Here is a 23,093-nt window from a genome sequence, read left to right as displayed (position 1 = left end):
TTATTTCTCTAGTTTTGCAATTTCTTCGCCGAACTCTTTAATGTCTTCAAAGCTACGATATACGGATGCAAATCGAATATACGCCACTTTATCGAGTTCCTTTAGTTGATCCATAACGAAATTGCCGATCATCTCCGAAGGTACTTCACGTTCACCAGTAGCTCTTAGCTTTGATTTAATTGTATTCAAAGCAAGCTCAACTAAATCAGCACTTACGGGACGTTTTTCTAATGAACGATACAAACCACCCGATAATTTATCTTCATCAAACGGTTCACGATTGCCATTAGACTTAATCACTTTAGGCATAACAAGTTCAGCGGATTCAAACGTAGTAAATCGTTCACTGCACGCCAAACATTGGCGACGACGACGAACTTGATGACCATCAGAAACCAATCGAGAATCGATAACTTTTGTGTCTGTAGCACTACAAAATGGACAATGCATTCTTGCCTCCTATTATTTTTTGTTTAGTGTACAAGAAAAGCGGATCGGTGCCTATCACCGAGACTAAGAAGACGTAACTAATACAAAGTTTTTACTTATTCTTTACTAAAGGTTTCCAACTTGTTGCCGATATGTCGGCATACCCATAATAATTAAAAGGTTACTCGATGAAGTTATCTATTCTAAAAAGTATAAAAACTCGCTTATTGCTCATATCACTCTTACCAACCCTAATCATTACTCTATTTTTAACTCAGCTACTCATTCAAGAAAATCAAAAAGTTCATGACGCTAATTACTCATTAGAAGCCGTTTCTTTATTTAACTTACTGGATAATGTCGCCCATAACTTTGCCGTTGAACGAGGAATAACCGCAGGTTATCTCGCCTCCCAAGGGAAATCAGGTAATAGTAAGCTCATTGAACAAAGAAAAAAATCAGACACAGCTGAACAGGCATTACGTAACTTTACTCCTAATTTTTTAGAAAAAACGATTGTGTCATCTTTACTCTTTGAGGTAACCCAGCAATTAAATAATAAAAATAGCATTCGCTCTCAAGTCGATAACTTTTCAATTACACACTCTCCATTTGTTTATTATTCAACGCTTAATCAACTCTCTCTAGACTCTATCTCTATTATTGTATCAAAAATAAATTCTCCTATATTACGCAGCGAAATGCAGGGGTTATCCGCATTATTACAAGTCAAAGAAGAAGCAGGAAAAGTGAGAGGGGCTTTAAATGGTGCATTTGCAGGTAAGACATCAAGCCTTGATAAATATGCTGACATTAGCAGTTACCTTTCAACTGAATATTTTTCTATTCGCCAAGCTAAATCGATTCTTTCTGCTGATTTTGTTCAACAGTTAAACAACGCGATGTCTTCTAATACTTGGAAAAAAGTGACGGATACGCAGTCTATTTATCTGTCTCAAAAAAATACATTGGCAACATTACAAGGACCAAGCGCAAATGTTTGGTTTCCAATGGCCACTCAACGTATTGGCCTCATAAAAACGATCACCGATAATCTATCAAAAAGTCTTAATATCGCTGCAACAAAAGAAATGTCACAATCAGCATTCATTCGAAACGGCTACATAGCGGTTGCTCTGTGCCTCATATTACCTATTATTTTCATTAGTTTTTTTACCGCGAAATCGATCAATAGCCGAATGACTTCGTTTAGCCTTCGTATTAATGAAATATCTGCCAGTAAAAATTTAACACTCACATTGGAAAACAACAATGAGAATAAGTTCGATGCTATCGCAAGAGATATTAATTCATTACTTGAAAATATAGCACTCCCGCTACGTTCAGCGCATAACGTCGCCTCTCAAACACAAAATGAACTAAACTTACTAAGTGAACACTTGAAACAAGCGACGCAATCAAGTCAAACAACGCTGACTCATTGTGACAGTATCGCGACAGCTATGACTGAAATGGCACAAACAAGCTCTGAAATTGCAGGGGTTACCAACAGCGCTCATGAAACAACAACACAAGCAACCGCGAACGCAACAGAATGTAAAAACCAAACTCTAGCCACAACAGAGACGGTTAACGAACTGCATAGCAGTATTATTAATACTCACCAACACGTTGAACATTTAGAAAAACAGACACTCAATGTGTCTGAAATATTAGATACGATTACAGCGGTCTCTGACCAAACCAATTTACTGGCCCTTAATGCGGCAATTGAAGCGGCCCGTGCCGGAGAACAAGGACGAGGATTTGCGGTTGTTGCGGATGAAGTAAGAAAACTCGCTCAACGTAGCCAAGAAGCCACTCATGACATTCGTCAACTACTTGATGGCATTGGGGTTAATGCAAAACAATCCTTTTTATTAATGGAAGAAAGTAAGTTATTGAGTGAAACAACTCAGGACAGTGTCACGGATTCCGCTCAATACATAGAGTCACTTAGTCATTCGGTTTCTGAAATAGATAACTTTAACACCAGTATTTCAGCGGCAACATTAGAGCAATCAGAAACAGCAAATGCGGTTAATACTGATATTGATGAGTTGGCCTCTCTGGCAAACAGTACGAACGAATTAATTCATCATCTTGAACATGAAATGAAGCAACTTGAAACGAAAATGAGTGAATTAACCACTCAAATTAATACCATAACCGTCTAAAAATCATGGTACGAATTCTCGTTTTATAAGTTAGAAACTCGCATTCATTTTATTAACAAGATATATTGAAGGCATAATTTTGCTTAAGGAATAGTCAACATGAAAAAAATCAGTCTAGCGTGTGCTTTCGCACTTGTTTTAGCCGGTTGTAGCAGCGCACCAAAACAACAAGACAATTACCAAGATGCGTCTTTTGAGCTATGTAATACAGAAGTAAAAGTCTATTCAGTAAGTGATGATGGTCGCGTTCGTATCATCTGTAGCGATGGTTCTAAATTCCAACTGAACACAGAAAAAACATTAGATGTCATGAGAGATATCAATGTTGACTATTGTACAGGTGAAGGTCTAGGCAAATTTAATGAAACAAGCCGTTACTATACTTTCCAATGTAAGTCTGGCGCGTTGATTAATATTAATAAGTAATTTTCAGCTTAGATAACAGATAGTAAAAAGCCCTCAAACGATAATCGTTCGGGGGCTTTTTTAATCACACGATTGGCTAACTATTAATTAGGCAAAGCATTAATCGTTAACGGATCTATCTCAGGTTTTTCTAAACGTAATCTCGTTAATGCATTTAATCCTGCATCACTGATCCCGCCAGAATATACTTTAGTTCCATCAGCATTCGTTACTGAAGTTTCACCCACATTCCATGTCATGAAAAAATCTCTTAAATCATAACCTGATACGTAAGAGCTGCATACCATCATTAAATCACCCGCGTTTAGTCCACTATCACGAGAACTACAATAATTTACGCCATTATCACCTTGTTGATCGCCTCGAGCTTTTCTGTGCATTAATTTAACCATATTCCAACCTTGATCTTGATTGTAAATCGTCGGTTTAACATCACCATCAACATACCAGTCATCAATTTTAAAATGGCTTTCTGCCCAAATTTTCAACTGACCAAACATAACTAAACGAAGTCCAGCATCGCCTTGACTCCATGCGTGACCATCATTAGAACTTAACCAAATAGGCGCTTTTTGAATACTCGTTCTAATTCGATCCATTTCAGGCTTATCATTACGACCGTCTAATTCTTGCATATATAACGCTAGAATATTATTCGTCACTTCAGTACTGCCAGGAACAGAAAATGGTGCAGAAGCTAGATTATGACCAACTTCATGCCATACCAACCAATCATCAATTGCATTCGTTGGTGGCTTCGTTGCGTCTACGTTAAATGAACTGCTCATTACAGGATAACCTGAGTGCGCTGCACCAATAGAAATTTGCACATCATTAACAAAACGATGGCGGAACTCTTTTAATGCAGGGTAAGTAAAGCGACGATGTTGGCCACCTTCACTCACTTCATCACGCCCATAAAAATCACTTGCTGCATTAGCAAAGCGGTTCATATTATAACTAACCTGAATTCTGGATAAGGCTGAACTAATTGCCCACCTAACGATCAGATCTTTCGACCAAGAATTATTTGAACGTATTTTAAAAGGTGGGCAAGATGAATAAATTAGTTGATATATTTTGTGATGTCGATGATTTTTGTTATCAATTCTTATCTCAATGGGAAAAATACCTTGTTGAGGCTAGTGAGAGAAAAAGAAAACGTCAGTCAGTAATGTCTACTAGTGAATGTATGACTATTGTCATCGCTTTTCATCAATCAAATCATAGAGATTTCAAGAACTTCTATATCGGGTTAGTTCATCAATATTGGAAAGGATACTTTCCAAATTTACTTAGCTACACTCGATTTGTGAGCAAAATGCCTAGCCTAATCGCCCCAATGTGTGCCTATTTTCAATCTATCAAAGGTAAGCCGACTGGCATTGCTTTTGTTGACTCCACGAGTCTTAAAGTATGCCATAACATTCGAATTCCTCGCCATAAAGTCTTTGATGGTGTTGCGAAAAGAGGAAAAGGTACCATGGGATGGTTTTTCGGCTTCAAACTTCATTTATTGATTAACCATCTTGGAGAAATTATTTCGCTGAAAATCACAGCTGGCAATGTAAATGATAGGACTCCTGTACCTGATTTATGCAAAGAACTCTCGGGGAAATTGTACGCTGATAAAGGGTACATAGGTAAAAAGTTGAGTGAGAGCTTAAAGAACTCTGATGTCGATTTAGTGACTACCTCGCGAAAAAACATGAAAGCAAAAGAGATAAGTGCTTTTGATAAGGCTATGTTATCAAAGAGATACATTATCGAAACGATAAATGACCAATTGAAGAATATCTCTCAAATTGAACATAGCCGTCATCGTAGCGTGACTGGTTTCATGCTAAATGTAATTTCAGGCGTTGTGGCTTATTGTTTAAAAAAACAAAAGCCACGAATTAAGCTATCAGAATGTGAATTTGAACTAATCCTCGCTTAAAGCATGTTTTATCCAGAATTCAGGTTATTTAGATTGGGCAGTTGAAGCGTTTAAGATCTCAGCAGCCAGTGCAAAATCAGAAACACAAATTCATACCCACATGTGTTACAGCGAATTTAATGAGATTATTGAATCGGTGGCGGCACTTGATGCGGATGTGATAACGATTGAAACGTCTCGTTCAAACATGGAATTATTAAAAGCGTTTGAAGATTTTAATTATCCAAACGAAATTGGACCGGGTGTTTATGATATTCACTCACCCAATATTCCAAGTGAAGAATGGATTATCGGTTTAATTGAGACAGCAGCAGCGAAAGTTCCTGTAGAGCGTTTATGGGTGAACCCAGATTGTGGCCTTAAAACTCGAAACTGGAAAGAGACAGAAGCTGCGCTTGAAAACATGGTAAAAGCCGCAAAAGCATTACGTAAGAAATGGCAAGTTAACGCGGCTTAAATATCGTGTATTAAATAGAAAAAGCGAAGCTATATTAGCTTCGCTTTTTTATTGTTTAAATAGTTATGATTATCGAGTTGCGATCCAAAGACCATGAATCACTCCTGGTATCCAGAAAAAGACAGTTAGAATGATATTGATCAATAGATCTTTACCTACGCCTTTAGCAAAGAAAACACCGACAGGAGGAAGTAAAACACACAGAATAATTAATACGAGCTTGTTCATGATATCCCTAATTAAGTTTGTTAAATAAATGCATATAGTTTGTATGCTGTCTTTTTGTTAAGCGATATATCAAGGGTTATGTGATTTTTCGAAGTAACATCAGTTCATCTTTATTGATATTTATATAAAATAACCAAATGACGCCGTACATTTTGTTAAATCTAATGATTAGCTATTTATATTAAATATAGATGCTATAAAATACCTCGCAACTAATAAGCTCTTAAAGTTGTTTTAGGTCTCTTCTTGTCAATTTGATAGCACAATTAGTGTCGCAAATTAATATTCTTCAGTTTGATGGTCTTGATGAGTATGATTTTTATGAGACAAATGCACTGTTTGTATTAAATTGTTACATAGAAAAAGAACAAGGTAGCTTAGCTTATATTGATTATTTTAATAGTATATATAGAGTAATAACTCTGAACTTAACTAAAAAATCAATAACTTAGTAATGTTTTGTAACCGTATGTCAGATTTCTATCAGTCTACTTCCTTGTGAGTATTCATCGTTGATATAGGATGGTATAGTCTGACTCCATATCTTTCTCATATTAAAAGTAGAGTGAATGTCTAATTCTTTGTTATTCCATAAAACCTATGAACATGAATCAAGCTCAAAGTGGGTTGTATTTGTTCATGGAGCAGGTGGAAGTTCCACTACATGGTTCAAACAAATCGCTGCTTTTAGAAAGAATTTTAATATTTTGCTTATTGATTTACGTGGCCACGGTCGCTCAAGTCACTTCTCACAATTAAAAGAATTCATTAATAAACAGTATTCTTTTAAGGTCGTAAGCCAAGATATTATCGATGTCCTTGATCACCTTAATATTAAATCAGCACATTTTGTTGGTATGTCTCTTGGCACCATCATTATTCGTAACCTAGCGGAACTGGCACAAGACAGAGTCAGTTCGATGGTATTAGCCGGTGCAATTACGCGTTTTAATTTCCGCTCTCAGTTTTTGATTAAAATGGGCGATATTACTAAAAATATCATGCCTTATATGTGGCTGTATAAATTGTTTGCTTATGTTGTCATGCCACAAAAAAGCCAAAAAGAATCGCGTCATATTTTCACCAGAGAAGCTAAGAAATTATGCCAGAAAGAGTTTAAACGTTGGTTTAAATTAGCTGCGGATGTGAATCCATTAATGCGCTGTTTTAAAGATAAAGAATTACCAATCCCCACGTTGTATGTCATGGGTGAAAATGACTACATGTTCATGAAACCAGTACAAGAAATGGTTGCGGTACATGAACACAGTCATTTATTGCAAATTCCAGAATGTGGTCACGTATGTAATATCGACAGGCCGAGAGAATTTAATAAACACGCGATAGAGTTTATTACTGCACAATAATTGAATTCAAATTAAGAACAAATAAAAACGGAGATCATGATGATCTCCGTTTTTTTGTATTTACGACATTATTTAAAGAATAACGGTCTTATTACCATAAACAAATACATGGTCATTCAGAACTTTTGTTAAGGCTTTACTTAATACTGATTTCTCAACGTCACGTCCTGCCATTGCCATATCTTCTGCACTGAAGTTATGATCAATAGGGATAACATCTTGTTTGATGATTGGACCTTCATCTAAATTATTGGTGACAAAGTGTGCTGTGGCACCAATGATTTTCACACCACGATCATAAGCTTGCTGATACGGTTTTGCACCAATGAATGCAGGTAAGAAACTGTGATGGATATTGATGATTCTTTTTGGAAATTGCTCAACAAATTCAGGGGTAAGTACACGCATGTATTTTGCTAAAACGACGTATTCAGGATCGTATGAATGAATAATGCTTAGCATTTTGTCTTCATGCTCGCCACGTGACAAGCCTTCATGAGATACATAATGAAAAGGAATATCAAACTTCTCAATCAAGGCACCTAATGTATCGTGGTTGCCAATAACCGCCGAGATCTCGATGTTCATCGCACCAGAATAGGCTTTGATTAGAATATCGCCAATACAATGAGCTTCTTTAGTGACAAGAATAACGACTTTCTTTTTTGGTTCTAATACTAACTTTCGTTGGCTGCCTGGCGGCAATGCTTGATCAATATCGAGTAAGAAGGTTTCATCATTAAAGATCCCTTCAAGTTCCGTTCTCATGAAAAATTGACCCGTAACGTTGTCTACGTATTCATTATTGTGAACAATGTTCAGTTGATGTTTGTAACAAATGTTGGTTATTTTGGCGATTAGCCCACGAGAATCAGGGCAATCCGTTAATAATATTTTCTTTTCCATTATATCTCTCGTGCTCACAAAGTGTGTCTATAAATTTGGACTGTCTATGGTTGTACCGACAAAAGAAGAGAACGTAAAGTGTTTTTCGCCCTGAAAAATCAAAAAATATAAATAAGATACCGATCATAATGCATTGTAATTAAGGAACTGCGCGATGGTTAAGATGCTGGCGAATAAACATTATAAAGTCGGTGGAGCATCAATTATGTAAAACGCCATAATGTCATGTTGATGAGAGTAAATTACTTGGTTTGTTAGAAATAATATTTATTGGGGTTATGAAGACAAAGTACTGAGTCCGCTAATTCAACGTTTATGACCAACTCGTTATCTGAATAAGTAAACTTAACGTTTAGTTTCTCTGTAAATCTTGGCATAATCTTAACCCTATTTTAAAATCACGATGAGTATGGGTTGATATGATTGCTAAGATTTTTTCGTCATCAGGCGCGTTAGGAAAAGCGATTCCGGGTTTCCAACCTCGTCAACCTCAATTAGATATGGCTCATGCGGTTCATGCTGCTATCAAAGATGGTACACAATTAGTGGTAGAAGCGGGTACGGGTACAGGAAAGACGTTTGCTTATCTTGTTCCTGCTCTGATTAGTGGCAAAAAGACCATTATCAGTACGGGTTCTAAAAACTTACAAGAACAGCTTTTTCATCGTGATTTACCTTTAATGACATCTTCACTGGGTTTTTATGGTCAAGTGGCTTTATTAAAAGGACGCTCAAACTACCTTTGTCCAGAGCGTTTAAACCAGCAATTAGTCGAAAGTCATACTCCTCAAGCTGATCCTGAGTTATTAACGCAACTTGTTAAGGTGCGTGCTTGGTCATCAGAAACAAAAACAGGGGATCTTGGTGATTGCACCGCGATTGCCGAAGACAGCCCGATAATTCCTTCAATTACTTCCACCAACGACAACTGTTTAGGTAAAGATTGCCCGAGCTTTGATGAGTGTTTTGTGGTTAAAGCGCGAAAGAAAGCAATGGATGCTGATGTCGTGGTGGTGAACCATCATCTATTTCTTGCTGATTTAGCGATCAAAGAAACAGGTTTTGGTGAACTGATTCCAGAAGCCGATATTTTTATTTTTGATGAAGCCCATCAATTACCGGATATTGCGAGTCAATATTTTGGGCAAAACCTATCTAGCCGCCAGTTGACCGAATTAGCAAAAGACATCGAAATTGGCTATCGCACCGAAGCAAGAGACATGCGCCAATTGCAAAAAGTAGCAGAGCGTCTAGCGGGTGCAGCAATGGACTTACGTATTGTATTAGGTGAACCCGGATTTCGAGGTAATTGGCGAGAGGCCATTAAGTCGGCGGCGGTTCAACGTGAAATTGTACGTATAAATGATGCGTTTGAGCTGGCTCATGATGTTTTGAAATTAGCATTAGGGCGTAGCCAGCTATTGGATGCCGCTTTTGATCGTTGTGCCTTATTAAAGAATCGTCTAGAGCGTGTATGTGATACCACGATTGGTGGTTATTCCTATTGGTTTGAATGTACTCCTCGTCATTTTAGTTTGAATATTACACCATTGTCTGTCGCTGATAAGTTTAAAGAACAAGTGGCAGATAAAGAAGGGGCTTGGATATTTACGTCGGCAACACTGGGCGTAAATGATGATTTTTCTCATTTTACCGAGCGCTTGGGGTTGGAACCAACAAAACAGTTTTCATTACCGAGTCCGTTTGATTATCAAACTCAAGCGTTGTTGTGTGTTCCGCGTTTTCTTCCTGAACCGAACAGTCATGGTATTGCGAATAAACTTGTGGAATTACTGCTACCAGTGATTAAACAAAATAATGGTCGGTGTTTCTTTTTGTGCACGTCACATCAAATGATGCGGGATTTGGCAGGACAGTTCAGAGAGATGTTAGATCTGCCGGTATTAATGCAAGGTGAGACGACCAAGCAAAAATTGTTGGCGGAGTTTATGGAACTTGGCAACGCGTTATTGGTTGCTACAGGGGCTTTCTGGGAAGGTATTGACGTTAGAGGTGATGCGCTAAGCTGTGTTATCATCGACAAACTTCCCTTTACTGCCCCTGATGATCCGCTCTTGAAAGCGCGCATTGAAGATTGTCAGCTAAGTGGTGGTGACGCATTTTCACAAGTACAAATACCTGATGCTGTTATAACCTTAAAGCAAGGGGTAGGACGATTAATTCGCGATACCAAAGACAAAGGGGTATTGATTATTTGTGACAATCGTTTAGTTACTAGGCCTTATGGGGCTACGTTTCTACAAAGTTTACCGCCGATACCAAGAACTCGAGATTTAAAAAATGTGTCTGAATTTTTAGCGAAAGCAGATCAACATAAAAAATTAGAGAAACAAGAAGTTATTTTAGAAAATTGAGGCACTAATGAGCGTAAAAATTTTAGCGGTAGATACCGCCACTGAAAACTGTTCTGTCGCATTAATCATTGACGGAAAAGTCCATTCTCGAAGTGCAGTGGCACCGCGTGAACACACCATTAAGATTCTTCCGTTTGTGGATGAAGTATTAAAAGAAGCGGGTGTGCGTTTGCAAGATTTAGATGCATTAGCATTTGGACAAGGTCCTGGTAGCTTTACCGGTGTTCGTATTGGTATTGGTATTGCTCAAGGTTTGGCGTTTGGTGCCGATTTACCTATGATAGGTATTTCTACATTAGAAGCAATGGCTCAAGCGGCTTACCGTATTCATGGTGCAACACAAATTGCAGGCGCAATTGATGCACGAATGAGTGAAGTCTATTTTGGCATGTATCAACGTAATGACGATGCAACGTGGTCACCACTTGTCTCTGATATGGTTTCAGTTCCGGCTGAATTAGCGGCTAAACTACCAGATCAAACGGGTGAATGGCTAACGGTAGGCACTGGTTGGGATGCTTATCCTGATGCATTAGAGACATTGCCTCTTGAGACAAAGGCGAGTGATATTCTATACCCTGAAGCTCAGGATATGGCGATACTTGCATTACAAAAATTTGAACAAGGCTTAGCGGTTCCTGTTGAGGAATCAACGCCTGTTTATGTTCGTGATACCGTGACATGGAAAAAATTACCAGGTCGTGAGTAATCTTTCTATCTCTAACAGCGAGCTTAATTAGCTCGCTGTTATTATTAATTTAAAAGGCCACTATGGTTTCTATTCAGGGTTTACCTCCTGCGCTAATACAAAAGCAGCAAGCAGTAGGAAAGAAAAATCAGGTAAAGAAAGCAGGAGGTGATAAAGCTTCTGTTTCTCAGCCATCTCAAGTGGCCAAAGCAGTAACTAATCACATTAAACACCTTGATGCATCTGCTTATGCTGATTCTCGACTTCAATATGATTTACCTGAGGGGCGAAATCGTCATGCGATGGAAGAATACATGGATATCATGTTGCAGAAACGTCGAGACGAACTTGCTCAATTAGTGGGTGTCGATCTTTATATCTAAATTAATAAGGAGAAAGTGATTATGAAACGTTCATTATTTTTATTATGTGCTTTGTTTTTAGCTGGGTGTAGTTCTTTACCGACCGAGCTAGAGTCAAACCAAGAAAATACGATTGTTACCTATACGCCATTTTCTGATGCGTCGGAATCAGGAAGCGTGGTTGCTGTTCGTTTAGGGGGAGTGATTGCTCGTATTGATAATCAAGCAGAAAAAACTCGAATTGAAGTCGTTAACCTACCGATCTCATCGGCTGGAAAACCCGATATATCAGAAGAACCGAATGGACGATTTGTTGTTTATATGGATGGTTTTGTTGATCTAATCGCTTACGCGAAGGGACGACTTATTACTGTGTTAGGAAAAACAGCATCGATTGAAAAAGGGAATGTTGGTGACTATGAATATTCATTTCCTGTGATTAATGGCAGTGCACTGCATTTATGGCAAATTCAAGAATACGTAGTAACGAATGATTTTGATATGGATTATATGCCATGTCGAGGAACGCGCTGTATGTATCAACGCAGTCATATTGATACTCGTCGTGGCAAAGTCGTTCAGGAAGTTCAATAAGCGATTATGCACGCATTTCATCAATATGACCTATCGCTTCATCACGGTTCGTTAGCGGTAATAGAGCTTGGACCTAACAATGCCGATAATGTAGTTTTATTTTTACATGGTTGGCAAGATAACGCGGCTACGTTTTTAAGTACAATGACGGCTTTTTCAGTTTCTAACCCGACCTGTCGCTTAATTGCATTTGATTGGTTTGGGCACGGATTATCTGATCATAAAGGCGTCGATCATTTTTATCATTTTTTTGATTATGTTGATGATCTTCATCAGGCGATACTGTCTTTAAAACTAGATAGCGTTATTTTGGTGGGGCATTCATTGGGCGGGTTGATTGCGAGTGCTTATAGCGCGGCTTTTCCTGAAAAAGTGGCTGCATTAATGATGATAGAAGCATTAGGCCCTTTAAGTGAAGAGGCGGAGAAAACATCCGAACGATTACGTGAAGGTGTATTAAGTCGTCAGCGTTATCGTCATAAGCCACAAAGAACATTAAAAGATAGGCAAGCAGCGTTAGCGTTGCGCTCTAAGGTAAACCAATTACCAGAAGTGTTATTAGAACCTATAATGCAAAGAGCAGTACGTTCAACCTCTGATGGGGTGCAGTGGACGACGGATGCGAAAGTAAAATGCGAATCTTTGTATCGAATGTCAGAAGCCCACGCATTGGCTCTACTGTCTGATATAACATGTCCCGTGATTGTCATTATTGGGGTTGACGGGTATGAACATTTAAAGCAAAAAGAGCATCGCTATTCTTATATTCAACACGTTGAGTCTTTTCAAATCGAGGGTGGGCATCATTGTCATTTACAACACCCGGAAAAAATATCAACGTATTTAAATGTGTTATTTAACAAAATTAATACTTAAAAAACGTTTAAATGTAAACTTTCGTCACATTCATGATGAAATTTCAGTCAAATCTATAATTGATAATAAAATAAGTTGACTATAATACTAGAGTAAATAGTCTACCCACTTAAAGTGATGCTTATCACAGCCTGAGGCTTATTGTGAGATAAACAATGAGTCTCTTATAAAGATATAGGAGAAAAGCGTGGATAAAGTTTGGCTTTCACGTTACCCAGAAGACGTACCTGCAGAAATTAACCCTGATGCATACACCTCATTAGTTGATATGTTTGAGCAATCAGTTCAAAAACATGCAGACCAACCTGCATTTATTAACATGGGTTCAGTCATGACGTTTCGTAAGTTAGAAGAGCGCAGTCGTGCCTTTGCCGCTTACTTACAAAATGATCTGAAGCTTAAAAAAGGTGACCGTGTTGCATTGATGATGCCAAATTTACTGCAATACCCAATTGCATTATTTGGTGTATTACGTGCTGGTATGATTGCGGTCAATGTTAATCCTCTTTATACCCCACGTGAATTAGAGCATCAATTAACCGATTCAGGTGCTGCTGCGATTGTTATTGTTTCAAACTTTGCCAGTACACTAGAAAAAATCGTAGATAATACGCCGGTTAAACACGTTATTTTAACGAATCTTGGTGAGCAGTTACCAAGAGCGAAAGGGACCATTGTCAATTTCGTTGTTAAATACGTGAAAAAAATGGTGCCTAAATACAGTTTGCCACATGCGACCTCTATGCGTAATGCATTACGTAAAGGTCGTAGAATGCAGTACATAAAACCATTTATTGATAGTGAAGACTTAGCTTTTCTACAATACACGGGTGGTACGACGGGCGTTGCGAAAGGTGCAATGCTAACTCACCGCAATATGGTGGCGAATGTAATGCAAGCTAAAGGTGCTTATGGGCCTGTACTAACGGAAGGGCGTGAGCTTATCGTTACGGCATTACCTCTGTATCATGTATTTGCATTAACAGTGAACTGTTTATTATTTATTGAAATGGGAGGCCGTAATTTACTAATTACGAATCCTCGTGATATTCCTGGCTTTATTAAAGAGCTACAGAAATACCCATTTACGGCCATAACCGGTGTAAATACACTGTTTAATGCGCTGGTTAATAATGAAGATTTTCATGGGTTAGATTTCAGTAACCTACGCTTATCTGTTGGTGGTGGCATGGCTGTGCAACGTGCAGTTGCAGAACAATGGCAGCAGCATACTGGTTGTTATTTACTTGAAGGCTATGGTTTGACTGAGTGTTCACCACTAGTTGCAGCTTATCCTCATAATTTAACGTCATATAATGGTTCAATTGGTTTGCCAGTTCCATCAACCGAAGTTCGTATGGTTGATGATGAAGGTAACGTTGTTGGAAATGATGAGGTTGGTGAGCTTCAAGTTCGTGGCCCTCAAGTTATGAAAGGTTATTGGAATCAACCTGAAGCCACTAAAGATATGATCACGGAAGATGGCTGGGTAAGCACTGGCGATATCGTTAAGTTTGATGAAGGCTTCCTACATATTGTTGACCGTAAAAAAGACATGATCTTGGTTTCTGGTTTTAATGTATACCCTAATGAGATTGAAGATGTTGTTGCACTGCATGGCAAAGTATTAGAAGTTGCAGCAGTAGGTAAACCTCATCCAACGTAAGCGTGCGGGGAACTACACCTTGTCTTTTACATTCCAAGGTAAAAGTGAATCGATATCTGGCGATCCAACACATAAACGATCTAGACAATACCTAATATAATCGTAAGGGATTAATCCGTTTGCCTTTGCTGTTTCTACAATGCTGTAAAGCATTGCACTTGAATCTGCACCAGCCGTTGAACCCGAAAATAACCAGTTTTTCCGGCCGATAACAAACGGTTTAACCGCTCGCTCTGCTCGATTGTTATCAATAGATAACAATCCATCATCAATATAACGAACTAATTTATCCCATTGATTTAATGTATAGCTAATCGCCTCACCTAATTTTGTTTTAGGTGATACTCGACTAACTGCGCTATCAAGCCAATCACGGAGCTCTTTAAGTAAATCGCGGGCTTCTGTCTGCCTAGCAACATACTTGGCTTCAGGGGAAGCCTCTTTTAATAACGATTCGATCCGGTATAGCTTTTGGATTTTACTCAATACCCAATCTGCACTCCCTGTTTTCCCTTTTACTTGAACACGTTGAGCCTCAATAAATCGTCGACGTGCGTGTGCCCAACAGCCAACTAACATCGCTTCAGTTTGTTCATAACCTTGGTAACCATCGGTATGTAAATACCCGTTATAACCTTTTAAAAAGTTAACTGGATGGTAGCCATGCCTGCTAGATTGATAATCATAAAGTACAATTCCAGGCAAAACACCAGAGCCTGGAGAATCATAGCCAGAGCAGTAGACCCACATATAACATTTTGCTTTTTCAACATCCAACACATTTACCGTTGTTTCATCACAATGCAGAGTGGGTTGTTCAAGCAAAATACGATGTAACTCGTTATTAAGAGGGGTAAATAGTACCGAGCATTTTATTAACCAATCCGCCATCGTTCGCCGTCCAATAATGATACCCCATTGCTGAAATAACGTTTCTTGACGATAAAGTGGAAGACTGTATTGAAATTTAGCCGTAATAATTTGAGCAAGTAAACTTGCGGTCGCATCCCTTTAGGGATTGGTGACGCTGGCATTGGGGCTTGTTTAATGTCTACTGAAGTATTGTTTTTTCACAATTTCGGCAAGCATATTTAGGACGAACATGTTGAATAACTTCCACTTTAGCTGGTACAAATTCCACTTTTCACTGATGTCTTTACCCATCGCATGCATCTCTAGACCGCAACACTTACAAGTTTTATCTTTTATGTCGTGGATAATAACAGTACGCGGTAAGTCTTCAGGTAAGCGTTGGCGTTTTGGCTTTTGACGAGTGTAGGTAATCGTTTGTGTGTCATCATTTTCAATGATGATTTCTTCTTCTGTTTCATTGAATAAATCAAATTGAGTCGAGTCAGATTCACTGCTTTTACCAAAGCGCTGATGTTGAGCCAGTCGAAATTGCTCTAGAAGACGGTTATATTTATTTTCAAGCTGAAGCACAAGTGCTTTCAGCTCGTCAATGGTATCAGGAAGTGGTTTTATTTTATCAGTCATGTAGATGACTATATAACGATAATACAGGTAATCAATCGGTTGCCTCCTATTCTTGACTGAGAATCAACTATTTAAAGGGTTGTTTGATAATGTACTGGTTGATGTCCTAAGATATCAAAACCTTGTAATAGCAGTGTCAGTTGCTGCTCTGATAATGCTAACGTATCGTTATTTATATTTCGTGGCCATTTGAAGCGGTCTTCATCTAATCGCTTGTACCATAAAGCGAATCCTGTTTTATCCCAATACAATATTTTGAGTTTATCACGAGGCTTATTGCAAAATATAAATAGAGCATCACTAAACGGTGATAGTTGCATTTCTTGCTCAACAATCACGACAAGGCCATTAATGGCCTTGCGAAAATCGACAAAATCACGATGAAGATAAATGGTGGAAACATCAGTAAATACATTCATGATTGATACCCTTTTAATAAGAGTCCTATCCAGTGAGGTTCAGTATTAGCTGGCAATGTTAATCGCAATTTTCCGATAGAAAGTTGAATATCTGGTAATTGTGGAGTGGCGATGATAGTTGATGTTAACGCTTCTACTTTCAAGAAAGTAGAAGCGTTAATCTTTTGTTTCCATCGTGCTTTACGTGCACTAAATGTCTTTGGCAGAATATTATGGTTACGACAAAATTCAGCGGCACTAAGCTTGCTAGATTGCTGAGATTCAAATAGAGCGTGCCATTGCTCTGGTGTTCTCTTTTTATCTTTTTGCATAATTACGTTCTCGTTAAATGAAAGATCGTAAGATACGCATAATGAATTTTATTTGTTAGGTGTAGTTCCCCGCACGCTTACATTGTGACTTGTCGTTTCATCTGTTAAATACACTTGGTCTGCTTTCCAAGGGCTCACGCAGACTTCAGAACCGTCATTTACGGTAACAGTACGTGTTGCTGTCGCTGTTTGATTTGCACTGTCTTTTACTGAATACGTTAATGAGTATTTACCAGCAAGAGTCGTATCGACTGATCCTTCAACGTTGATTTGAGGCGTTAGGTCACCGTCTTCAGCGTCTGTTGCTTTTACGCCCGCTAATGGATCAAATGTAGAGTCGATTTTGATTGTCGTATTGGTTACACCTGTAAGTTCAGGTAATGCACTGTAAACTTCGACATTACGGCCTTGTTTTGTTTCGTTGCCATCAGAATCGGTCACGCTATAAGTAAGTACATTATCACCAAGTACTTGTGTGTTTACTGAGCCTTCGACCGTGATTGATGACGTTACATCGCCGTCTTCTTTGTCCATCGCTTTTACACCCGCTAATGGCGAGAATACGGTACCGTGTTGAACTCGTGTATCAGATAGGCCGCTAAATACAGGTTTACCAACGACTGGCGGCGGTGGTGTTTGACCATGAACATAAGGGCCATAATCATTAATGAAACTGCTGTTGTATGGGTTACCCGCTGCATCTGTACCGACATCCCAGTTAATTGACCATGTCATTACGCCACGTAATGGTTGGCCTTGTTGTTTTAGTGCATCGAATGCGTTGTAAAGATCTTGAGGTTCTTTAACAAACCCTGTTGCAGCTGCATCGCTATTGGTAGGAATACCGAAAACAAGCTTGTCATGAGGGATCTTATGGAAACCACGAGTTCCATTGATCAGAGAGTCAGAGATGTAATAAATAAACTTCTCTTTCATAGCATCACTGTTTTGAGTAATCCAAGCGTTCTCTTCATCAACCCAGACACCATCACCACCTTGGTTATAGAACTGTGGGTTTATCCAATCGTAGTAACCTTCTAGACGTTCAAGGTATGGGATGTACTTGTCGCCTGCTTTTAAGTAAGGGAATTCAGGAGCCATTGTGATGAGAAAGTTTTTACCTTGAGTACGGTAATGATCTTTCACCATTTTTAATGCTTCAGGAATTACCCATTGGTTATCTGCTGCGGTGACGGCGGCTTGTTCTAAATCGATGTCTAGGCCATCAAAGCCATACACTTCAACAAGACGAATTATTTCGTCTGCAAATGCCGTTTCGTCGCCACGCTTTAATTCGATGTGTGCATCAGCACCACCAAGAGCAATCACAACAGATCGACCTTGTGCATTTAATTCTTTAATTTGTTCGATGAATTCCGCTTCACTTAAACCAACGGTAGGATCAAGACGGAAAGTAGGGATACGACCTTCAGCGGTGTCGTATACTTTCATGAATGAAATATCGACCACGTTATACATTGGGTTTGTTTCTTTAAGTGTCATATAAGGCGCGTTACCTGCTTGGTAACCACGGCCATCACACCAGTTGTGCCAATAACCAACAACAATACCGCCTTCAGGGTTTGTCATATCATTTGCGTGGGATTGAACTGAAAAACCAGCACCTAATAACGCTAATGCGATAGTGTTTAGCTTCATTTTATTTGTTAGTAATGCCATACATAATTCACTCATAAAAGGTAAGTTAATCGGATTAATTAAATATATTAATAGATTTAATTAACGGTGATTAATAAAGAGAAATGAAATTATCATGGATATTTAAAAGTTATATTTTACAAATGTAATAAGATGTTTCCGTAAAGAATATTTTTAATTTAATATTATTTATTTGTGTGATTAACAATGAAGAAAGCAGGTATTTTTAAGTTAAGTAATTAATTATTAACGATAATAATTAAGTTCGGTTTTATTGGGTAAATCTGGAATAAGTATCACTTTAGTTGCGTTATTATCAATATATTCGATTGGGAATAGTTAAAATAAGGTGGGAGTAATGTCTCTTTTTATATTAACGTTTGTTGTTTTTATATTGATGAAATGATTAAATATAAATATTAATATATAAATTTAATAATAAAGTAAGCAAGGAAATAAGGGAGAGGCGAGAAGTGTTATTAAAAGGGAAACGATATATTAATTTCCCTTGTTAAATAGATTATCTGAATTGTTTGGCTTCTTCTAAATAATCGAAACCAGCGTCAGCTAATCTCTTTATTAATGCATCTTGATCTAATTCATAGAATTTCACGAAACAGTGAAGATCCCCAAATTCATCACGAATTTTCATATTAACGATACTCATTAACATAATTGGATCCATTGAAGCGACTTTTTCAGGTGTCATTACGCATCCTCAAAATCAGAAATTAATAAGTTTGCAGCAGCAAATGCGGCTTTTTCACGGGTTTCTTTTGGAAGAGAATCGTCGGCTGCAATGTCGTTTAATGATTTAACTGCACAGTTAATCGCTTGAGGAATATAACCTTGATCGCCACTGCCAATTAATGAGTACAGTTCACGAACCATGTCACAACAATCGTATACTTTCATAATACTTTCCATCTTAAAATGATAACTGTTATGAAGTTTACACTGAGAAATAAGGAAAACATAGATTAAAAAAAGCTGAAAAACGTAAGGGGAAACGTTTTTCAGCTTAGGAGCTAAATTAAGGCGTGTGGTTAACTAAGTTATTCTTTATTTAAGAAAATTTGCGGCTCTCATTTTTTCAACGACCGTTAACTTTTGCTCTGCGCTTAGCGGCATTAGTGGTAAACGAGGATCACCAGCATTAATGTCGTGAAGTTCCATCGCGATTTTTCCTGCGGCCACACCACCAAACTCAACCAGCACTCGGATTAATTCAATAACGTTGGTCATTTTATTAAATACAGCGTCGTGGTCACCCTTATTGAAAGCCTCAATAATAGAATTAAAGTGAGGTGCTGCGTAGTTATAAGTACTGCCTACTGCACTTTTTGCACCAACGGCTAATGCGCCGGGTAGGAACTCATCAACACCAAACGGTACATCAAATTTACCATCACAAGCACGAAGACAACGTTGGTATTCGTATAAATCACCGCTGTTAAATTTTAAACCAGATAAGTTAGGAATGCGTTTATCGGCTTGGATTAAAAATTCTTCCATATTCAAGTTTACGCCAGACATTCCCGAATGATAGTAATAGAAACCTTTAGATGGAGCTGCTGCCGCGATAGTTGCACAGTATTCCACTAGGTCAGACACGCTACCTGGTTTAAAGAAACAAGGACCAATGGCTGAGGTCGCTAAAATATCAAGCGTATCGGCATGACGAGTTAGTTCTAATGTATCTACAATGCTAAGCGCACCAGTGTGAACAATGATGTCGAGTTTATGATTACAAGCACTTACCCAGCGTTCAGCAATTGCTTTACGTTCTTCTACGCTGCAATGAATGCCTTCACCTGTTGTGCCACAGACATAAATACCTTTTACGCCATCATTAATTAAATGCTTGGCAATTTTATCAATCTCTTCAAAATTAACGTTACTTGAACTATCGAATGGAGTATGTGGAGCTGCAATTAAACCTGTTAACTTTTTCATGTCATCCTCATTAGATTATCTTTTTGAAGTCATTCTTCATTAATTTAAATACTTTGGAGTTAAACTAATACTATGGAGTAAAGTTTCATTTTGCAATATGAAAATGGGAGGGGGATGCTGTAAATGTGATCTGTAAGCCCAATTTTTCAGATAAAATTTTTATATGCGCCTGATTTTCGGTTTTTAGGGGCGGTTAGTACAAACTAATCACGGAGTTACACTTCACAAATAAGGAGTGCCGTGACAAAATAAAATCAGTAGGTTGTTTTATTCAAGGATCATTTAATAATGTCCAACCATCATATTCAAATCAAAGCTGGCAATATCATTGATATGATAGGCAGTCTTTATAATAGCTTAACGCCATCATCAAAACGCATTGCTGATTATGTTATGGCTAACGCGACACAAGTGAGCAAGCACTCTATTGCAGAGTTATCACAGATCGTTAATGCGGGTGATGCGACCATCATTCGTTTTTGTCGTACTTTAGGATTTAAAGGCTACCAAGATTTTAAAATGGAACTTGCGATTGAAGTGTCTAATCTTCAAGGTCGCGAAAAAGAAATTTTTGATACGGATGTGACTGCGGAAGATAATGCGGAAGTCATAGGGCACAAACTTCAAGCTACGATTGAAAGTGTATTGTCAGAGACCATGAACTTACTTAATTTTCAGTCTTTGGAGTTGGTAGCAGAAGCATTAAAAGATGCGAAAGCGATTTATTTTTTTGGGGTTGGTTCTTCTGGATTAACGGCAGAAAGCGCAAAGCATAAGTTTATGCGAATTGGTCTAAATGTAGATGCATTTACCAATAATCATTTTATGTATGTAAAGTCATCGCTAATGCAACCTGGCGATTTTGCTGTGGGTATTAGCCATTCTGGGTGTTCAGTCGAAACGACTAAAGCGTTGCGTTTAGCCAAAGATAACGGGGCTACGACGATTGCGATAACCCATAACCCACGCTCTGATATTACTAAGTATTCTGATTACGTGTTGGTTAATGGCAATAGACAAGGCCAATTACAAGGTGATTCTATTGGTACGAAAATTTCACAGTTATTTGTATTGGATTTAATTTATACCTTATTAGTGAAACGAGACATCAATGGTGCAAAAGCCAATAAATTGAAGACAACGGAAGCGTTGTGTCATAAATCCTAATAAAAGAAACCGCGAGTAGGATCTCTGCTCGCGGTTTTATTATCGTTGATAAGCTAATTTACCGTAAGCGTGCGGGGAACTACACCTTGTCTTTTACATTCCAAGGTAAAAGTGAATCGATATCTGGCGATCCAACACATAAACGATCTAGACAATACCTAATATAATCGTAAGGGATTAATCCGTTTGCCTTTGCTGTTTCTACAATGCTGTAAAGCATTGCACTTGAATCTGCACCAGCCGTTGAACCCGAAAATAACCAGTTTTTCCGGCCGATAACAAACGGTTTAACCGCTCGCTCTGCTCGATTGTTATCAATAGATAACAATCCATCATCAATATAACGAACTAATTTATCCCATTGATTTAATGTATAGCTAATCGCCTCACCTAATTTTGTTTTAGGTGATACTCGACTAACTGCGCTATCAAGCCAATCACGGAGCTCTTTAAGTAAATCGCGGGCTTCTGTCTGCCTAGCAACATACTTGGCTTCAGGGGAAGCCTCTTTTAATAACGATTCGATCCGGTATAGCTTTTGGATTTTACTCAATACCCAATCTGCACTCCCTGTTTTCCCTTTTACTTGAACACGTTGAGCCTCAATAAATCGTCGACGTGCGTGTGCCCAACAGCCAACTAAAATCGCTTCAGTTTGTTCATAACCTTGGTAACCATCGGTATGTAAATACCCGTTATAACCTTTTAAAAAGTTAACTGGATGGTAGCCATGCCTGCTAGATTGATAATCATAAAGTACAATTCCAGGCAAAACACCAGAGCCTGGAGAATCATAGCCAGAGCAGTAGACCCACATATAACATTTTGCTTTTTCAACATCCAACACATTTACCGTTGTTTCATCACAATGCAGAGTGGGTTGTTCAAGCAAAATACGATGTAACTCGTTATTAAGAGGGGTAAATAGTACCGAGCATTTTATTAACCAATCCGCCATCGTTCGCCGTCCAATAATGATACCCCATTGCTGAAATAACGTTTCTTGACGATAAAGTGGAAGACTGTATTGAAATTTAGCCGTAATAATTTGAGCAAGTAAACTTGCGGTCGCAATCCCTTTAGGGATTGGTGACGCTGGCATTGGGGCTTGTTTAATGTCTACTGAAGTATTGTTTTTTTCACAATTTCGGCAAGCATATTTAGGACGAACATGTTGAATAACTTCCACTTTAGCTGGTACAAATTCCAACTTTTCACTGATGTCTTTACCCATCGCATGCATCTCTAGACCGCAACACTTACAAGTTTTATCTTTTATGTCGTGGATAATAACAGTACGCGGTAAGTCTTCAGGTAATCGTTTGTGTGTCATCATTTTCAATGATGATTTCTTCTTCTGTTTCATTGAATAAATCAAATTGAGTCGAGTCAGATTCACTGCTTTTACCAAAGCGCTGATGTTGAGCCAGTCGAAATTGCTCTAGAAGACGGTTATATTTATTTTCAAGCTGAAGCACAAGTGCTTTCAGCTCGTCAATGGTATCAGGAAGTGGTTTTATTTTATCAGTCATGTAGATGACTATATAACGATAATACAGGTAATCAATCGGTTGCCTCCTATTCTTGACTGAGA

Annotated in this window: 18 protein-coding genes and 6 pseudogenes; 12 read left to right on the top strand and 12 right to left on the bottom strand. The window is 38.3% G+C overall.

All coding sequences use genetic code 11. The features are described from left to right. Positions 1-450: a transcriptional regulator NrdR gene (gene nrdR, locus VSAL_RS05100; RefSeq protein ID WP_012549693.1), complete on the bottom strand. Its 450-nt coding sequence runs from the start codon at positions 448-450 to the stop codon at positions 1-3. A 167-nt stretch (positions 451-617) separates the two neighbouring features. On the opposite strand from nrdR, the gene VSAL_RS05095 reads away from it, so the two are divergent. Both VSAL_RS05095 and VSAL_RS05090 read left to right on the top strand, forming a co-directional pair. Continuing rightward, a complete protein-coding gene (locus VSAL_RS05095; protein ID WP_012549692.1) occupies positions 618-2,606 on the top strand; it encodes a methyl-accepting chemotaxis protein in 1,989 nt (662 codons plus the stop codon). Positions 2,607-2,705: 99 nt separating this feature from the next. Beyond that, positions 2,706-3,032 (top strand): hypothetical protein, encoded by a 327-nt coding sequence (locus VSAL_RS05090; RefSeq protein ID WP_012549691.1) that lies wholly within the window; start codon positions 2,706-2,708, stop codon positions 3,030-3,032. Between the two features lie 83 nt (positions 3,033-3,115). Here VSAL_RS05090 and VSAL_RS05085 read toward each other — a convergent pair. Beyond that, a pseudogene (locus VSAL_RS05085) lies at positions 3,116-4,000 on the bottom strand (M60 family metallopeptidase); the annotation flags it as partial. A gap of 89 nt (positions 4,001-4,089) precedes the next feature. Between VSAL_RS05085 and VSAL_RS05080 the strand changes: the two are divergent. Continuing rightward, positions 4,090-4,971 carry an IS982-like element ISVsa6 family transposase gene (locus VSAL_RS05080; protein ID WP_012548944.1) on the top strand — a complete coding sequence of 294 codons (882 nt, stop codon included), beginning with the start codon at positions 4,090-4,092 and terminating at the stop codon, positions 4,969-4,971. Positions 4,972-4,996: 25 nt separating this feature from the next. Continuing rightward, positions 4,997-5,428, top strand: a pseudogene (locus tag VSAL_RS05075) (5-methyltetrahydropteroyltriglutamate--homocysteine S-methyltransferase); the annotation flags it as partial. Positions 5,429-5,497: 69 nt separating this feature from the next. Here the strand turns inward: VSAL_RS05075 and VSAL_RS22545 are convergent. Next, positions 5,498-5,656: a YqaE/Pmp3 family membrane protein gene (locus VSAL_RS22545; protein ID WP_012549690.1), complete on the bottom strand. Its 159-nt coding sequence runs from the start codon at positions 5,654-5,656 to the stop codon at positions 5,498-5,500. 569 nt (positions 5,657-6,225) lie between these two features. On the opposite strand from VSAL_RS22545, the gene VSAL_RS05065 reads away from it, so the two are divergent. Then, positions 6,226-7,023 (top strand): alpha/beta fold hydrolase, encoded by a 798-nt coding sequence (locus VSAL_RS05065; protein WP_012549688.1) that lies wholly within the window; start codon positions 6,226-6,228, stop codon positions 7,021-7,023. 72 nt (positions 7,024-7,095) lie between these two features. Here the strand turns inward: VSAL_RS05065 and purU are convergent, their stop codons facing one another. After that, positions 7,096-7,929 (bottom strand): formyltetrahydrofolate deformylase, encoded by an 834-nt coding sequence (gene purU, locus VSAL_RS05060; RefSeq protein WP_012549687.1) that lies wholly within the window; start codon positions 7,927-7,929, stop codon positions 7,096-7,098. A 419-nt stretch (positions 7,930-8,348) separates the two neighbouring features. Here purU and VSAL_RS05055 point away from each other — a divergent pair, with 419 nt between their 5' ends. The 6 genes and pseudogenes from VSAL_RS05055 to fadD all read left to right on the top strand — a co-directional run. Continuing rightward, entirely contained in the window at positions 8,349-10,304 is a 1,956-nt protein-coding gene (locus VSAL_RS05055; protein ID WP_012549686.1) for an ATP-dependent DNA helicase, read from the top strand. 7 nt (positions 10,305-10,311) lie between these two features. Then, entirely contained in the window at positions 10,312-11,013 is a 702-nt protein-coding gene (gene tsaB, locus VSAL_RS05050) for a tRNA (adenosine(37)-N6)-threonylcarbamoyltransferase complex dimerization subunit type 1 TsaB (protein WP_012549685.1), read from the top strand. Positions 11,014-11,075: 62 nt separating this feature from the next. Beyond that, positions 11,076-11,375, top strand: coding sequence for a hypothetical protein (locus VSAL_RS05045; RefSeq protein ID WP_012549684.1), 300 nt, complete (start codon positions 11,076-11,078; stop codon positions 11,373-11,375). A 21-nt stretch (positions 11,376-11,396) separates the two neighbouring features. Beyond that, positions 11,397-11,948 (top strand): Slp family lipoprotein, encoded by a 552-nt coding sequence (locus tag VSAL_RS05040; protein WP_044583204.1) that lies wholly within the window; start codon positions 11,397-11,399, stop codon positions 11,946-11,948. Between the two features lie 6 nt (positions 11,949-11,954). Then, positions 11,955-12,824, top strand: coding sequence for an alpha/beta fold hydrolase (locus tag VSAL_RS05035; protein WP_012549682.1), 870 nt, complete (start codon positions 11,955-11,957; stop codon positions 12,822-12,824). A gap of 187 nt (positions 12,825-13,011) precedes the next feature. Further along, positions 13,012-14,481, top strand: a pseudogene (gene fadD, locus VSAL_RS05030) (long-chain-fatty-acid--CoA ligase FadD); the annotation flags it as partial. Positions 14,482-14,502: 21 nt separating this feature from the next. On the opposite strand, the pseudogene VSAL_RS05025 reads toward fadD, so the two are convergent. The 7 genes and pseudogenes from VSAL_RS05025 to VSAL_RS04995 form a co-directional block, all read right to left on the bottom strand. Further along, a pseudogene (locus VSAL_RS05025) lies at positions 14,503-15,987 on the bottom strand (IS66-like element ISVsa2 family transposase). A gap of 71 nt (positions 15,988-16,058) precedes the next feature. Then, positions 16,059-16,406: an IS66 family insertion sequence element accessory protein TnpB gene (gene tnpB / locus VSAL_RS05020; protein WP_012548924.1), complete on the bottom strand. Its 348-nt coding sequence runs from the start codon at positions 16,404-16,406 to the stop codon at positions 16,059-16,061. After that, complete coding sequence (tnpA, locus tag VSAL_RS05015) at positions 16,403-16,717, bottom strand: IS66 family insertion sequence element accessory protein TnpA (protein ID WP_012548925.1); 315 nt, start codon at positions 16,715-16,717, stop codon at positions 16,403-16,405. Before tnpA ends, tnpB begins: the two co-directional genes overlap by 4 nt. Positions 16,718-16,798: 81 nt before the next feature. Further along, a pseudogene (locus VSAL_RS05010) lies at positions 16,799-18,397 on the bottom strand (immunoglobulin-like domain-containing protein); the annotation flags it as partial. Positions 18,398-18,896: 499 nt separating this feature from the next. Next, entirely contained in the window at positions 18,897-19,085 is a 189-nt protein-coding gene (locus tag VSAL_RS05005; RefSeq protein WP_012549681.1) for a DUF4250 domain-containing protein, read from the bottom strand. Then, positions 19,085-19,291, bottom strand: coding sequence for a YaeP family protein (locus VSAL_RS05000; protein ID WP_023603694.1), 207 nt, complete (start codon positions 19,289-19,291; stop codon positions 19,085-19,087). The genes VSAL_RS05005 and VSAL_RS05000 overlap by 1 nt, the downstream gene beginning before the upstream one ends. 147 nt (positions 19,292-19,438) lie before the next feature. After that, positions 19,439-20,332, bottom strand: coding sequence for a dihydrodipicolinate synthase family protein (locus VSAL_RS04995; protein WP_012549679.1), 894 nt, complete (start codon positions 20,330-20,332; stop codon positions 19,439-19,441). Between the two features lie 288 nt (positions 20,333-20,620). Here VSAL_RS04995 and VSAL_RS04990 point away from each other — a divergent pair, with 288 nt between their 5' ends. Beyond that, positions 20,621-21,499, top strand: coding sequence for a MurR/RpiR family transcriptional regulator (locus tag VSAL_RS04990; RefSeq protein WP_012549678.1), 879 nt, complete (start codon positions 20,621-20,623; stop codon positions 21,497-21,499). Positions 21,500-21,578: 79 nt separating this feature from the next. Here VSAL_RS04990 and tnpC read toward each other — a convergent pair. Beyond that, positions 21,579-23,031: pseudogene (gene tnpC, locus VSAL_RS04985) on the bottom strand (IS66 family transposase). Positions 23,032-23,093 lie beyond the last annotated feature (62 nt).

It is taken from the genome of Aliivibrio salmonicida LFI1238, from assembly GCF_000196495.1.
Classification (GTDB): domain Bacteria; phylum Pseudomonadota; class Gammaproteobacteria; order Enterobacterales; family Vibrionaceae; genus Aliivibrio; species Aliivibrio salmonicida.
This window is presented reverse-complemented; position numbering and strand designations above follow the sequence as displayed.

What these genes read in the sequence shown, in the direction of transcription:
- tnpA (WP_012548925.1), bottom strand. Translation starts at nt 16,717, where the DNA reads ATGCAAAAAGATAAAAAGAGAACACCAGAGCAATGGCACGCTCTATTT.
- tnpB (WP_012548924.1), bottom strand. Translation starts at nt 16,406, where the DNA reads ATGAATGTATTTACTGATGTTTCCACCATTTATCTTCATCGTGATTTT.
- VSAL_RS04990 (WP_012549678.1), top strand. Translation starts at nt 20,621, where the DNA reads ATGTCCAACCATCATATTCAAATCAAAGCTGGCAATATCATTGATATG.
- VSAL_RS05005 (WP_012549681.1), bottom strand. Translation starts at nt 19,085, where the DNA reads ATGACACCTGAAAAAGTCGCTTCAATGGATCCAATTATGTTAATGAGT.
- VSAL_RS05080 (WP_012548944.1), top strand. Translation starts at nt 4,090, where the DNA reads ATGAATAAATTAGTTGATATATTTTGTGATGTCGATGATTTTTGTTAT.
- VSAL_RS22545 (WP_012549690.1), bottom strand. Translation starts at nt 5,656, where the DNA reads ATGAACAAGCTCGTATTAATTATTCTGTGTGTTTTACTTCCTCCTGTC.
- nrdR (WP_012549693.1), bottom strand. Translation starts at nt 450, where the DNA reads ATGCATTGTCCATTTTGTAGTGCTACAGACACAAAAGTTATCGATTCT.
- VSAL_RS05065 (WP_012549688.1), top strand. Translation starts at nt 6,226, where the DNA reads ATGTCTAATTCTTTGTTATTCCATAAAACCTATGAACATGAATCAAGC.
- VSAL_RS05045 (WP_012549684.1), top strand. Translation starts at nt 11,076, where the DNA reads ATGGTTTCTATTCAGGGTTTACCTCCTGCGCTAATACAAAAGCAGCAA.
- VSAL_RS05035 (WP_012549682.1), top strand. Translation starts at nt 11,955, where the DNA reads ATGCACGCATTTCATCAATATGACCTATCGCTTCATCACGGTTCGTTA.
- VSAL_RS05090 (WP_012549691.1), top strand. Translation starts at nt 2,706, where the DNA reads ATGAAAAAAATCAGTCTAGCGTGTGCTTTCGCACTTGTTTTAGCCGGT.
- VSAL_RS05000 (WP_023603694.1), bottom strand. Translation starts at nt 19,291, where the DNA reads ATGAAAGTATACGATTGTTGTGACATGGTTCGTGAACTGTACTCATTA.
- VSAL_RS04995 (WP_012549679.1), bottom strand. Translation starts at nt 20,332, where the DNA reads ATGAAAAAGTTAACAGGTTTAATTGCAGCTCCACATACTCCATTCGAT.
- VSAL_RS05055 (WP_012549686.1), top strand. Translation starts at nt 8,349, where the DNA reads ATGATTGCTAAGATTTTTTCGTCATCAGGCGCGTTAGGAAAAGCGATT.
- VSAL_RS05040 (WP_044583204.1), top strand. Translation starts at nt 11,397, where the DNA reads ATGAAACGTTCATTATTTTTATTATGTGCTTTGTTTTTAGCTGGGTGT.
- purU (WP_012549687.1), bottom strand. Translation starts at nt 7,929, where the DNA reads ATGGAAAAGAAAATATTATTAACGGATTGCCCTGATTCTCGTGGGCTA.
- VSAL_RS05095 (WP_012549692.1), top strand. Translation starts at nt 618, where the DNA reads ATGAAGTTATCTATTCTAAAAAGTATAAAAACTCGCTTATTGCTCATA.
- tsaB (WP_012549685.1), top strand. Translation starts at nt 10,312, where the DNA reads ATGAGCGTAAAAATTTTAGCGGTAGATACCGCCACTGAAAACTGTTCT.